The sequence below is a fragment of the Mycobacterium colombiense genome (genome assembly GCF_003284975.1).
Lineage (GTDB): Bacteria > Actinomycetota > Actinomycetes > Mycobacteriales > Mycobacteriaceae > Mycobacterium > Mycobacterium europaeum_A.
In genome coordinates this window covers 89,050-102,846 of sequence record NZ_QMEU01000007.1, presented here as the reverse complement: position 1 = coordinate 102,846, position 13,797 = coordinate 89,050, and the positions used below count along the sequence as shown (strand labels likewise).

At 66.7% G+C, this 13,797-nt stretch carries 10 protein-coding genes; 5 read left to right on the top strand and 5 right to left on the bottom strand.

The features are described from left to right. Positions 1-30: 30 nt before the first annotated feature. The gene (locus DQP58_RS04955; protein ID WP_240629564.1) at positions 31-831 is read right to left on the bottom strand and encodes a DUF4239 domain-containing protein; all 801 of its coding nucleotides are present in this window, start codon (positions 829-831) and stop codon (positions 31-33) included. Positions 832-969: 138 nt separating this feature from the next. Beyond that, a complete protein-coding gene (locus tag DQP58_RS04950; RefSeq protein ID WP_112707374.1) occupies positions 970-2,394 on the bottom strand; it encodes a short-chain fatty acyl-CoA regulator family protein in 1,425 nt (474 codons plus the stop codon). 108 nt (positions 2,395-2,502) lie between these two features. Between DQP58_RS04950 and prpD the strand changes: the two genes are divergently transcribed. The 4 genes from prpD to DQP58_RS04930 are packed head-to-tail and all read left to right on the top strand — an operon-like array spanning position 2,503 to position 9,453. Further along, a complete protein-coding gene (prpD, locus tag DQP58_RS04945) occupies positions 2,503-4,008 on the top strand; it encodes a 2-methylcitrate dehydratase PrpD (protein WP_205869338.1) in 1,506 nt (501 codons plus the stop codon). Beyond that, positions 4,008-4,910: a methylisocitrate lyase gene (gene prpB / locus DQP58_RS04940; RefSeq protein ID WP_112707372.1), complete on the top strand. Its 903-nt coding sequence runs from the start codon at positions 4,008-4,010 to the stop codon at positions 4,908-4,910. The genes prpD and prpB overlap by 1 nt, the downstream gene beginning before the upstream one ends. A 26-nt stretch (positions 4,911-4,936) precedes the next feature. Next, a complete protein-coding gene (locus tag DQP58_RS04935) occupies positions 4,937-6,064 on the top strand; it encodes a bifunctional 2-methylcitrate synthase/citrate synthase (protein ID WP_112707371.1) in 1,128 nt (375 codons plus the stop codon). A 5-nt stretch (positions 6,065-6,069) separates the two neighbouring features. Next, positions 6,070-9,453, top strand: coding sequence for a pyruvate carboxylase (locus DQP58_RS04930; RefSeq protein ID WP_112707370.1), 3,384 nt, complete (start codon positions 6,070-6,072; stop codon positions 9,451-9,453). Here DQP58_RS04930 and DQP58_RS04925 read toward each other — a convergent pair. The 3 genes from DQP58_RS04925 to DQP58_RS04915 are packed head-to-tail and all read right to left on the bottom strand — an operon-like array spanning position 9,450 to position 12,922. Beyond that, positions 9,450-10,364 carry an HpcH/HpaI aldolase/citrate lyase family protein gene (locus DQP58_RS04925; protein ID WP_112707369.1) on the bottom strand — a complete coding sequence of 305 codons (915 nt, stop codon included), beginning with the start codon at positions 10,362-10,364 and terminating at the stop codon, positions 9,450-9,452. The genes DQP58_RS04930 and DQP58_RS04925 overlap by 4 nt on opposite strands. Before the next feature lie 16 nt (positions 10,365-10,380). Then, entirely contained in the window at positions 10,381-11,565 is a 1,185-nt protein-coding gene (locus DQP58_RS04920) for a CaiB/BaiF CoA transferase family protein (protein WP_112707368.1), read from the bottom strand. Then, positions 11,558-12,922 carry an LLM class flavin-dependent oxidoreductase gene (locus DQP58_RS04915; RefSeq protein ID WP_112707367.1) on the bottom strand — a complete coding sequence of 455 codons (1,365 nt, stop codon included), beginning with the start codon at positions 12,920-12,922 and terminating at the stop codon, positions 11,558-11,560. The genes DQP58_RS04920 and DQP58_RS04915 overlap by 8 nt, the downstream gene beginning before the upstream one ends. Positions 12,923-12,989: 67 nt before the next feature. On the opposite strand from DQP58_RS04915, the gene DQP58_RS04910 reads away from it, so the two are divergent. After that, positions 12,990-13,640, top strand: a complete 651-nt coding sequence (locus DQP58_RS04910) for a GntR family transcriptional regulator (protein WP_112707366.1) — start codon at positions 12,990-12,992, stop codon at positions 13,638-13,640. Positions 13,641-13,797 lie beyond the last annotated feature (157 nt).

Here is a 13,797-nt window from a genome sequence, read left to right as displayed (position 1 = left end):
CCCCGACTCGAAGCATGGCCGCTTGAAACACTACGTTGCGGGTGTCGTCGTCAAGGCCGTGATGACGTTGCGCAACGGCTGCGGCGAGGTGGCGACCTCACCGATGTAGGGATGCGCGAGTTCCAATATGAGGAACAGGTCTGCCGCCACCAGCACCCCCACGGTCGCGACCATGATGTAGTCCATCCGCGGTTGCCTGACGCCGTAGACGATCGAGCACCCGACGACCATGCCGGCGGTGAGCAGGATGACGGTCCAGATCGACCAGGGCGGGCCGGTGTTGGTCTGGGTCTGGATGACCCGGGCCGTGCGCGCTTGACTGGCCCGATCGAGATTCGCCAAAGACGTGGACAGAAAAGCCTTTTGAATGTCGGTGCGCGGCTGTGCCTGTTGGTAGGCGAGATAGACGCGGTGTAGCGCGGTGTCGGCCTCGGGGGACGTCGCGCCCCCGTTGGCGACGACCGGCCACTCGGCTAACGCTGCGTGTTCGTAATCCAGCAAGGCCTGGCGTATTCGATCGGTGTCGGCCTTGTCGAACACCGTGCTGTCGCGGGCCAATTGCACGGCGGCCGCGCCTTCGGTCCGCACCTGGTCGTCTTCGCTGTTGACCTGGCTCCACAATCCGGAGGCCATGAAACCGACGAAGAACGCGTAAACCAGGCAGATCACGCCGAATGCGAACCGGGTGGCGTCGTTGTGTACGTCCGCGGTGAGGGCGGGATAGCGGCGCCGCAGAATCATCTGGGCGACTACCGCTCCGCCCGCCACGATGACAAGAAGGCCCAGCAATACCAGCCACGCCGGCAGGTTGCTCACGATCCAGCGGCCCAAACTTCACCCTCCTACCGAGGGAGCCGGAAACTCCGGATCGACTGTAACCGGCGGCAGAGCAAATGTGCGCGGATCCGTGGACGTCTCCGCGTCGCCGACCGCATACTGCTCGGGGGGGCGGGTTCGTCGCTGACGGAACTACGGCGTAATCGCCGGCGGATATGGCAGATCTGTGCTGCTGTGCGGATCGACATACACCGGGCGCCCAAGATACGGGAACGCGCGCTGCGGGCAGGCGGGCCGGTCGCAGATCTTGCAGCCGGCGCCGATCGGCACGATCGATTCGGTGTTGGTCGGATCGATGCCGATGGAGTAGACGAGCTTGCCGGCGTGGGCGACGTCGCAGCCCAGCCCGATGGCGAAGCTCTTGTCCGGCCCGAGGTAGCGGCTCGGCTCCGTCGTGGTGGTCCTGGCGATCCAGAAGTACGTGCGCTCGTCGGGCATCTGCGCGACCTGCGTCAGAAACTGGCCGGGCCGGGAGAACGCGCGGTGCACCACCCACAGCGGGCAGTTGCCGCCAACGCGGGAGAAGTGAAATGCGGTGGCGGACTGGCGTTTAGAGATGTTTCCCGCGCTGTCGGTCCGGACGAAGATGAAGGGAACGCCGCGGGCGTTGGGGCGCTGCAAAGTGGACAGCCGGTGGCAGATCGTTTCGAATCCGACCTCGAATCGCCTTGCCAGCTGGTCGATGTCGTACCGGACGTCCTCGGCGACATCGAGAAATCTCAGGTAGGGCAGCAGCAGCGCGCCGGCGAAATAGTTGGCCAGCCCGATGCGGGCGACACCGCGCGCATCGTCGCTGAGCTGATGGTCGCCGGCGATGATGCCGGTGATCAACCTGTCCTGGGTCAGCAGTGCGATCTGGGTGGCGAGCTGGAAGGCGCGCTGGCCGGGGTGAAGCCACCGCGCCACGTACAGGGTCTTCGATTCGGGCGCAAACAGCCGTTTGGAGTTGGGATCCAACGCCTGGCCGTCGTCGACCACCACCGTGACGCCTAGCTTGTCCGCAAGCAGCTGCGCCAGCTGGCCGTCGAGACCGCCGATGCGCAAGTCGTTCTCGTTGAACAGGTCTTCGGCGGCCATGTCCAGTTCGCCGATGTAGTTCTTGCGGTCGTAGAAGAAGTCGCGGACCTCTTCGAAAGGCATGGGCTGCTGGGAAATCCCCGACGTGTCGAGGTTGGCGCGATTGTGTAGCGCTTCGAGATCGGCGGTGGTGTCGTGCAGCCGGCGGTGCAGATTGACCAGTGTCTGCCCGATCGTCGGCATGCGGGCGACCAGCTCCTGGAGTTGCGCCGGCGTGGCGGATGTGTCGGCCAGCACCTCACGCAGGTCCGAGATCAAACGGGCGTCGGATTCCGGCGCGAAGTAATGCGCCGGTAGGTCGAACCGCTTGGTGAGGATGAGCAGCACCGCAACGGTGATCGGACGCTGATCATTCTCCAGCTGATTGACATAGCTGGTCGACAGTCCCAGAGTGCGCGCCAGCGCCACCTGGGTCAGCCCCTGCTCCTCGCGTAATCGCCGGAGCCGCGCGCCGGCGAACGTCTTCGCCACCCGATACACGGTACGCCGCTGTCTTTCACAACATTCGCAAAGATCGGCGGTATGGACACACGATTACGCTTTTACAGGGGATTTACCGCGCGACCGGGGTTGCGTACTGTGCGGCTTATGCGGATTCATGACGTTCGGACCCGACGCAGCGCCGACGATTTCCCCCGCGACGAGCACCTGGCATGGAAGATCGCCGAGGTCGCGGCCGACGCGGTCGCCGTGCCCGCGGACACCGAGGCCATGGTGATCAACCGCATCATCGACAACGCGGCGGTCTCGGCAGCCTCGGTGCACCGCCGTCCGACTGCCGCGGCCCGTGCCCAGGCACAGGCCCACCCGACCGCCGCCGGGGGCGCCAAGGTGTTCGGTATCCAGGGCGACTACTCCCCGGAATGGGCGGCCTGGGCCAACGGGGTCGCCGTGCGCGAGTTGGATTTTCACGACACCTTCCTGGCCGCCGAGTACTCCCACCCGGGCGACAACATTCCGCCGCTGGTGGCGGTCGGGCAGCACCTCGGGATCGGCGGAGCCGACCTGATCCGCGGCATCGCAACCGGTTACGAGATCCAAATCAACCTGGCCAGGGGAATCTGCCTGCACGAGCACAAGATTGACCACGTCGCTCACCTCGGCCCATCGGTGGCCGCAGGGCTGGGCACCATGTTGCGGCTGGACAAGGAGACCATCTACTCCGCGATCGGGCAGGCGCTGCACCTGACCACGTCCACCCGGCAGTCCCGCAAGGGCCTGATCTCCAGTTGGAAGGCGTACGCACCGGCCTGGGCGGTCAAGGTCGCCATCGAGGCCGTCGACCGCGCCATGCACGGCGAGGGCGCGCCCGCACCGATCTGGGAGGGCGAGGACGGGGTGATCGCCTGGCTGCTCTCGGGTCCGGAGCACACCTACCGGGTCCCGCTGCCCGAGCCCGGCGAGCCGAAGCGCGCCATTCTGGACAGCTACACCAAAGAGCACTCGGCCGAATATCAGAGTCAGGCGCTGATCGACCTGGCCCGCCGGATGCGCGAGGGCATCGGCGATCTGGACCAGATCGCCACGATCGAGTTGCACACCAGCCATCACACCCATTACGTCATCGGAACCGGATCCGGCGACCCGCAGAAATTCGATCCGGACGCCTCCCGTGAAACGCTGGACCACTCCGTGATGTACATCTTCGCGGTCGCCTTGCAGGACGGAACCTGGCATCACGAAAGGTCTTACACGCCAGAGCGGGCGCACCGACCCGACACCGTCGAACTGTGGCGCAAGGTCTCGACGGTCGAAGATCCCGAATGGACCCGGCGCTACCACTCCCCCGATCCCGCGGAGAAGGCGTTCGGCGCCCGCGCCGAGGTCACCCTCAAAAGCGGTGAAGTCATCGTCGATGAGATCGCGGTCGCCGACGCGCATCCGTTGGGGGTCAGACCGTTCGAGCGTGAGCAGTACATCGGAAAGTTCAGCGAGCTGGCCGACGGGGTGGTCAGTGAAACCGAGCAGCGGCGCTTCCTGTCGGCGGCACAGTCCCTTTCGGACCTGCAGCCGGGTGCGCTGGGTGCGCTCAATATCGACGTCGCGCCGGCAGTGCTCGCCCAGGCGCCCGCGATTCCCTCGGGGATCTTCTGATGGGCGGGCTGATCGGCGCGGCGGTGCCCGCGGCGACCAAGCGGGCTCAGTTTCGCGCCGGGCTGGAAAGTGGCGAGCTGCAACGCTTTCCAGGCGCCTTCTCGCCGCTGGTGGCCAAGCTCGTCGCCGAGCTCGGTTTCGACGGGGTGTATGTCTCCGGGGCGGTGCTGGCGGCCGACCTCGGTCTGCCCGACATCGGCCTGACCACCCTGACCGAAGTCAGCGGCCGGGGAGCGCAGATCGCCTCGGTCACCGACCTGCCCACCCTGATCGACGCCGACACCGGGTTCGGTGAACCGATGAGCGCCGCGCGCACCGTAACGGTCCTGGAGGACGCCGGGCTGGCGGGCTGTCACCTGGAGGACCAGCAAAACCCCAAGCGGTGCGGACATCTCGACGGCAAGGCCGTGGTGCCGGCCGGCGAGATGGTCAAACGCCTGCGGGCCGCCGTGGCCGCCCGCAGGGATCCGAACTTCATCATCTGCGCGCGCACCGATGCCGCCGGGATCGAAGGGGTGGCCGCGGCGATCGAGCGCACCAAGGCCTACGCCGACGCGGGCGCCGACCTGATCTTCACCGAAGCCCTGCAATCCCCAACGGAATTCGAACGGTTCCGCGCCGCCGTGGACACGCCATTGCTGGCCAACATGACCGAATTCGGCAAGTCGGAGCTCTTGACCGCCCAACGGTTGTCCGACATCGGCTACAACGTGGTGATCTACCCGGTCACCACCTTGCGGCTGGCCATGCACGCCGTCGAGCTCGGTCTGCGAGAAATCGCCGACAGCGGAACACAATCGGAGCTTTTGGACCGCATGCAACATCGCGGCCGGCTCTATGAGCTGCTGCGCTACGCCGAATACACCCGATTCGATTCCGACATCTACAACTTCGCTATTTGAAACTTCACCCGTCGAGGAGCCGTGCAATGAGCGCCGTCGAAGACAACCAACCCCGCATCTACAAGGGCCTGGCCGGTGTCGTCGTCGACACCACCGCCATCTCCAAGGTGGTACCGGAGACCAACTCCCTGACCTACCGCGGGTACGCGGTCCAGGACCTGGCGGCGAACTGCAGCTTCGAGCAAGTTGCCTACCTGCTGTGGCACGGCGAACTTCCCGACGAGCAACAGCTTGCACTGTTCGGTCAGCGCGAACGAGCGGCCCGGCGACTGAACCGATCTCAGCTGTCGCTTTTGACCAAATTGCCCGAGACCTGCCATCCGATGGACGTGGTGCGCACCTTCATCAGCTCGATGGGTGCCGAGGATCCGGACGAGGACGACAGCAGCCCGTCGGCCAACTACGCCAAGGCGTTGCGGATGTTCGCGGTGCTGCCCACGATCGTCGCCGCCGACATGCGCCGCCGGCGGGGTCTGGACCCGATCGCCCCGCACAGCCACATGAACTATGCGCAGAATTTCCTGCACATGTGTTTCGGTGATGTTCCCGAGCAGGTCGTGGTGGACGCCTTCGAGCAGTCGATGGTCCTGTATGCCGAGCACAGCTTCAACGCATCGACCTTCGCCGCCCGGGTGGTCACCTCTACCCAATCCGACATCTACAGCGCGGTCACGGCGGCCATCGGCGCGCTGAAGGGCCCGCTGCACGGCGGCGCCAACGAGGCCGTCATGCACGACATGCTCGACATCGGTACCCCCGACCGGGCCGCGGAATGGCTGCGGGGCAAGCTGGCTCGCAAAGACAAGATCATGGGGTTCGGTCACCGGGTTTACAAGAACGGTGACTCGCGGGTGCCGACCATGAAGGAGGCACTCATGCGCGTCGCCGCGGCGCGCGACGGCCAGAAGTGGCTCGACATCTACGAAGTCCTGGAGAAGGGCATGGCCGAGGCCAACGGCATCAAACCCAACCTGGACTTCCCGACCGGACCCGCCTATTACCTGATGGGCTTCGACAGCGGCATGTTCACGCCGATCTTCGTGATGAGCCGGATCACCGGCTGGACGGCACACGTCATCGAGCAGACCGCGTCCAACGCGTTGATCCGTCCGCTCAGCGAGTATGTCGGACCACCGCAACGGGCTCTATCGTAAATACCGTGTTTGCGAAGGTACTGGTCGCCAATCGCGGAGAGATCGCGATCCGCGCGTTCCGCGCGGCTTATGAGCTGGAAATCGGCACGGTCGCGGTCTACCCGTATGAGGACCGCAATTCCGTGCACCGGCTCAAGGCCGACGAGTCCTATCAGATCGGCGAGGAGGGCCACCCGGTCCGCGCCTACCTGTCCGTCGACGACATCGTCGCGACGGCACAGGCGTGCGAAGCGGACGCGATATACCCCGGCTACGGCTTCCTGTCGGAGAACCCCGATCTGGCGGCGGCATGCGCGGCGGCGGGCATCACCTTCGTCGGCCCGAGCGCGGAGGTGCTCGAGCTCACGGGCAACAAGTCCCGGGCGATCGCGGCGGCGCGGGCGGCGGGTCTTCCGGTGCTCGCTTCCTCGCCACCGTCGACATCGGTGGACGAGCTGGTGGCCGCCGCCGAGTCGATGACGTTCCCGCTGTTCGTCAAGGCCGTCGCCGGTGGCGGCGGGCGCGGGATGCGCCGGGTCGCCGACGCGGCGTCGCTGCCCGAGGCGATCGAGGCCGCCAGCCGCGAGGCCGAATCCGCGTTCGGGGACGCGTCGGTGTTTCTCGAGCAGGCGGTGATCAAACCGCGTCATATCGAGGTGCAGATCCTGGCCGATACCCAGGGCAACGTCATTCACCTCTACGAGCGGGACTGCAGTGTGCAGCGCCGTCACCAGAAGGTAGTCGAGATCGCACCGGCACCCAACCTGGATCCGGCGCTGCGCCAACGGATCTGCGCGGACGCGGTGGCTTTCGCGCAGAGCATCGGCTATACGTGCGCCGGCACGGTGGAGTTTCTGCTCGACGAACGTGGCAATCATGTGTTCATCGAGATGAACCCGCGCATCCAGGTGGAGCACACGGTCACGGAGGAGATCACCGACGTCGACCTGGTGTCGGCACAGCTGCGGATCGCCGGCGGGCAGAGCCTGGAAGACATCGGCTTGAGCCAGAATTCGATCGTTCCGCATGGTGCGGCCTTGCAGTGCCGGATCACTACGGAGGATCCGGCGAACGGGTTCCGTCCGGACACCGGCCGGATCACCGCCTATCGCACCCCGGGTGGTGCGGGAATCCGGCTGGACGGCGGCACCACGCTCGGTGCCGACATCAGCGCGCACTTCGACTCGATGCTGATCAAGCTGACCTGCCGGGGCCGCGACTTCGCCACGGCGGTGCGCCGGGCACGCCGTGCGGTCGCCGAGTTCCGCATCCGCGGTGTCTCGACGAATATCCCCTTCCTGCAAGCGGTTCTGGACGATCCGGACTTTCAGTCCGGTCGCATCACGACGTCGTTCATCGAGGAGCGCCCGCAGCTGCTCACCGCCCGCAGCTCCGCCGATCGCGGCACCAAGATTCTGAGTTACCTGGCCGACGTCACCGTCAACAAGCCCCACGGTGAGCGTCCGTCCGCGGTGTACCCGCACGACAAGCTGCCCGACGTCGATCTGTCGGTGGATCCGCCGGCGGGTTCCAAGCAGCGGTTGACCGAACTCGGGCCGGAGCGATTCGCCGCGTGGCTGCGGGAGTCACCCGGTGTCGGCGTCACGGATACCACCTTCCGCGACGCCCACCAATCCCTGCTGGCGACGCGGGTGCGCACCAGCGGCCTGATCAAGGTGGCGCCCTACATCGCCCGGACCACACCGCAGTTGCTGTCGATCGAATGCTGGGGCGGCGCCACCTACGATGTCGCGCTGCGGTTTCTGAAAGAAGACCCCTGGGAGCGGCTGGCAACGCTGCGCGAGGCGTTGCCGAACATCTGCCTGCAGATGCTGCTGCGCGGACGCAACACCGTTGGGTACACGCCTTATCCGGAGACGGTCACGACGGCGTTCGTCGAGGAAGCGACGGCAACGGGCATCGACATCTTCCGGATCTTCGACGCGTTGAACAACGTCGACTCGATGCGGCCGGCCATCGACGCCGTGCGCGAAACCGGGGCATCGGTGGCCGAGGTGGCGATGTCCTATACCGGCGATCTCAGCGATCCCGCCGAAAAGCTTTACACACTGGACTATTACCTCAAGCTCGCCGAACAGATCGTCGAAGCGGGAGCGCACGTGCTGGCGATCAAGGACATGGCGGGATTGCTGCGCGCGCCCGCGGCGACCACCCTGGTCTCGGCGCTCAAGTCCCGATTCGACCTGCCGGTGCACGTGCACACCCACGACACCCCGGGTGGGCAGCTGGCGACCTATGTGGCGGCCTGGCACGCCGGGGCCGACGCCGTCGACGGCGCCGCGGCCCCGCTCGCGGGAACCACCAGCCAGCCCGCGCTGTCGTCGATCGTTGCCGCCGCGGCCAACACCGCCTACGACACCGGGCTGTCGCTGGCCGCGGTTTGTGACCTGGAGCCGTATTGGGAGGCGCTCCGAAAGGTCTACGCCCCCTTCGAATCCGGTCTTCCCGCCCCGACGGGACGCGTCTATCACCACGAGATCCCTGGTGGTCAGTTGTCGAACCTGCGCCAGCAGGCCATCGCCCTGGGGCTCGGTGACCGGTTCGAGGACATCGAAAACGCCTACGCCGGAGCCGATGCCATCCTGGGGCACCTCGTCAAGGTCACCCCGTCCAGCAAGGTGGTCGGTGATCTGGCGCTGGCGCTGGTGGGCGCCGGCGTCAGCGCGCAGGACTTCGCAGAGGACCCCGCCCGCTATGACATCCCGGACTCCGTCATCGGCTTCCTGCGCGGAGAACTCGGTGACCCGCCCGGCGGGTGGCCCGAACCGTTGCGCACCAAGGCCTTAGAGGGACGTGGCCCGGCGAAGCCCGAACAGGAGCTGTCGGTCGACGACGAAAAGGCGTTGGCCACCCCGGGCGCCGACCGGCAGGCGGCGCTGAACCGGCTGCTGTTCCCCGGGCCCGCCAAAGAACTCGAGGACCATCGCGAACAGTACGGGGACACCTCTCGGCTGAGCGCCAACCAGTTCTTCTACGGATTGCGCCACGGCGACGAACATCGCGTCGAGCTGGAACGCGGTGTGGAGCTGTTGATCGGCCTGGAGGCCGTCTCGGATGCGGACGAACGCGGCATGCGCACGGTGATGTGCATCCTCAACGGTCAGCTGCGCCCGGTCGTGGTGCGCGACCGTAGCATCGCCTCCGACGTGCCGGCGGCCGAAAAGGCCGACCGCGCCAACCCGGACCACATCGCGGCTCCGTTTGCCGGCGTCGTGACGGTGACCACCGACGTTGGCGAGGAAGTCGAAGCCGGCCAGACGATCGCGACGATCGAAGCGATGAAGATGGAAGCCGCCGTCACCACGCCGAAGGCCGGCAAGGTCGCGCGCATCGCGGTCTCGCACACGGCACAGGTCGAGGGCGGCGACCTTCTGGTGGTGATCGACTAGCGGCGGCTGCTCTTGATCAGGGCGGCGCGCGCCAGGGTCTGCTCGGCCTGCTTCACGTGGGCGGCGTCAACCAGCACGCCGTTCACCCCGACGGCGCCGCGGCCCTTGGCCTCGGCCTCCCGGTAGGCGGCGACATTGGCTTCGGCCCGGGCGATTTCGTCGGCGGTCGGGGCGTAGACCTCGTTGGCGACGGGGACCTGGTCGGGATGGATGGCCCACTTGCCGGTGTAGCCGAGCAGCGACGCGCGCCGCGCGTCGCGTTCGTAGCCCGACAGGTCCCGATAGTCGGGATACGGCGCGTCGATCGCGTCGATGCCGGCGATGCGGGCGGCCACGATCACCTTGTTGCGCGCGTAAGCCCAGAATTCCCCGGGATATTCGCCGAGGGGGACGAAGTTGGTGTCCACCCGGGCGCCCTGCGACAGCGAGAAGTCACCCACGCCGAAGATCAAGGCATCCAGCCGAGCGCTGGCCGCCGCGATCTCTTCGGCATTGGCCAGCCCTTCGACCTCTTCGATGAGAACCTCGAGCCGAATGCGGTTGCTCAGGCCGAGTTTGGCCTCCAGCTGAGTGAGCAGCACGTCCACCCACCACACATCGCGAGCCCTGCGGGCTTTCGGAATGATGATCGTGTCTAGGTTCTGGCCGGCCTTGGTCACCACCTCGACGACGTCGTCGTGGCACCATGGGGTGTCCAGCCCGTTGATCCGGATGGCACGGGCGGTGCGGCCCCAATCGATGTCGTTGAGGGCGGCGATCGCCTTGGCGCGCGACTCCTCTTTGAACGCCACGGGCACCGCGTCTTCGAGATCGAGGAACACCAGGTCGGCGCCGCACTGGGCGCCCTTCTCGAACATGTTGTCGTTGCTCGCTGGTACCGGGAGTTCGGAACGACGGAGCAGATCGGTCACTAGTGAGGTCCTTTTGTCACAACACGCCGCGGGCGTGCAGATCGTCAATGTCGTTGGCGGTCAGCCCGAGTAGTTCGCCGTAGACCTCGGCGTTGTGTTCGCCGAGGCGAGGTCCGAGATGCTCGACCGTGCCGGACGCCGAGGAGAACCGTGGAACGGGTGCCTGTACCTTCATGGCCCCCAGCTGGGCGTCGTCGACGGTGATGAACACCTCCCGATGCGCCAGTTGCTCGTCGGCGACCAGATCGCCGATGTCATAGACCGGGGCCGCGGCCACCTCGTGGGCGTCTAGAATGGCCATCGCTTCCGAAAGCGTCTTGGTGGCAACCCAATCGGCGACCACCGCGTCGACCTCCCGGGCCCGGGCCAGCCGTCGCTGTGGGTCGGAGAAGTCCGCGTCGTCGAGCAGGTCGTTGCGCCGGATCGCCCGGAACACCCGCAGGGCCAACGCCGGTGAACTGCCCGACATGGCCAGCCACTTGTCGTCGGCGGTGCGATAGGTGTTGCGCGGCGCGGAGATATCCCATCTGTTGCCGGACCGCTCGGGCACCAGACCCAACTGGTCGTAGCCCAGCAGCGTCTGCTCCAGCAGTCTGGCCAGCGGATCGATGAGGTTGACGTCGATCAGCTGCCCAGGCCCGCCGTGCACGTCACGATGATAGAGCGCCATCAGAACCGCGTAGGCCGCGTTCAGCGAGGCGACGCCGTCGGCCAGCATGAACGGCGGCAGCGTGGGAGGCCCCCCGGCCTGGCCGGTGATGTGCGCGAATCCGCTCATCGCCTCACCGAGCGTGCCGAACCCCGGGCGCTCACTCTTCGGTCCGCTCAATCCGTAACCGGTGATGTGCAGCATCACGATCCGGTCGTTGACCGTGCGCAGGCTCTCATAGTCCAGCCCCCACTTGCGCAGCGTCTGGGGACGGGTGTTGAAGATCGCGACATCGGCGTGCGCCACCAGGCGGCGCACCAGCGCCTGGCCTTCGGCGCAGCGCAAGTCCAGCGTGATCGAACGCTTGTTGCGCGAAATCGACTTCCACATCAATCCGACCCCGTCGCGCTGATTGCCCCAGCCGCGGATCGGATCGCCGTGCCGGGGTTGTTCCACCTTGATCACGTCGGCGCCGAACTCGCCCAGGTAGGTCGCCACCAGGGGTGCGGCGGCCAGGGTGGCGAGGTCGAGTACCCGCAGCCCGTCAAGCATTGGCACCGGCAGCCACCCGCGCGCTCGAAGGGCGGTGCAGCCCAAGGTGTTCCCGTAACGTCGACGCCTCGTACTCCGTGCGGAACAGCCCCCGGCGCTGCAGCTCCGGAACCACCATGCGCACCACGTCTTCGAACGCTCCGGGCAGATGCGTTGCGGCCAGCACGAATCCGTCGCAGGCTCCGGTCTGAAACCAGTCCGCCATCTGATCGGCGACCTGGGGGCCGGTGCCCACGAAGCGGGGGCCCTGCAGCAGGGTGGCGCGATGGTTGGCGAGGTCGCGCAGTGTGACCGTGTCCCCGCCGATATGGGTGCGCAGGTTCTGCACCAGACCGCGGATTCCGGAGACGGAGGCCAGCAGTTCGTCGGTGACCGGATCGTCGAGATCATGTTGGGCGAAGTCGTAATTCATCAATTCCGACAAGAGCGTCAGCGATGCCATCGGAGGAACCAGATCATCGAGGAACATGGCTTCGCGCTCCTTGGCGTGGGCTTCCGACTCGCCGACCACAGCGTATGCCATGGGGCAGATGCGAACCGCGGCGGGATCACGGCCGGCGTCGGCGATCCGGTCCTTCTGATCGGTGTAGTGGCTGCGCGCCACGTCGATCCCCGGATCACCGGTGAAGATCAATTCCGCCCACCGCGAGGCGAATTCGCGTCCCCGTCCCGACGAACCGGCCTGGATGATGACCGGGCGGCCCTGCGGGGTCCGCGGCACCGTTAACGGCCCGCGCGCGGAGAAGAATCGGCCGACGTGGCCCAACTCGTGCACCTTGGTGGGATCCGCGTATTGCCCCGACACCCGGTCGTGCAGAACGGCGCCGTCCTCCCAGGTGTCCCACAGCCCGGTTACCACGTCCATGAATTCGTCGGCCCGGTCGTAACGTTCGTCGTGGCCAAGGTGGGCGTCGACGCCGAAGTTCTGCGCCTCGCTGTCGTTGACCGAGGTGACCACGTTCCACGCGGCGCGGCCGCCCGACAGGTGATCCAGCGAGGCGAAAGTTCTCGCGACGTGGAACGGCTGGTAGTAGGTCGTCGAATAGGTGGCGCCCAGCCCGATCTTGGAGGTGGCCTGTGCGAGTACGCCGAGGATCACGCTGAGGTCCAGCTTGACCGGGCGGGCGCCGTACCGGACGGCCTCGCCCACCGAGCCGCCGTAGACGCCGGGCATCGCCAGGCGGTCGTCGAAGAACATCAGGTCGAAGCAGCCCTCTTCGAGCTGGCGGCCGATCTTGGCGTAGTAGGAGGCGTCCAGGTATCGGTGCTCCGTTGCGGGATGCCGCCATGAGCCCGCGTAGACGGAGGTGCTGCCGGCCTGCATGAAGGCGATGAGGGCCATCTTGTCGGTGCGCATTTTTGAAACGTAACATCTGATATTTCAGATATCAAACGCTAGATCTGTCGTTTGGTATCGTGCGCAGGTGGCGAGGATCGATATTTCCGGAACGGTCCGCGAGCGCGCCGCCCGCGAGCTACGCGACCGGATTCTCACCGGCGCACTTCCCGCCGGGGCGCGGGTCGACCTCGATGCGATCACGGAGGAATTCGCGACCAGCCGCACCCCCGTGCGGGAGGCGCTGCTGGAGCTGTCCTTCGAGGGCCTTGTCCAGGTCGCCCCGCGCAGTGGCGTGACCGTGCTCGGCATCAGCCCGGACGACGTCCTGGACAGCTTCACCATCCTCGGTGTGCTGACCGGGCAGGCCGCGGCGTGGGCGGCCGCACGGATCGAGCCACCGGAGCTGGAGACACTGCGCGAACTGGCCGCCGACGTCGTCGCTCGATCCGGTGACGACAGCATCGGCGAGGCAAACTGGCATTTCCATCAGATGATCCACCGCGCCGCGCACTCGCCCCGCCTGATGAACCAGATCAAACAGGCCGCCCGGGTGGTGCCGAGCAATTTCCTCACCCTGTTCCCCGAGCACGAGAAGCACTCACTTGACGAGCACCAGGAGCTATTGGACGCGCTCGGCGCCGAAGACGCCGAGCGGGCGCGCGCCATTGCCGAACGACATGTCCTGGACGCGGGTCGCTCGCTGGCCGACTGGCTGGAGCAGCGCCGCGACGGTTAACCGCGGGCGCGGTCAACTGTCAGCCGTCACCGCCGCCGGCTCACCCGCCTGCGCCACCCGCGGCACCGCCCCCGCCCGCCGGGGGGCTGTCGCCGCTGCCGCCGGAGGGCACCTGCGGAGCGGGCGTGGCTGGGGCCGGCGGCGCCGGACTGGACGA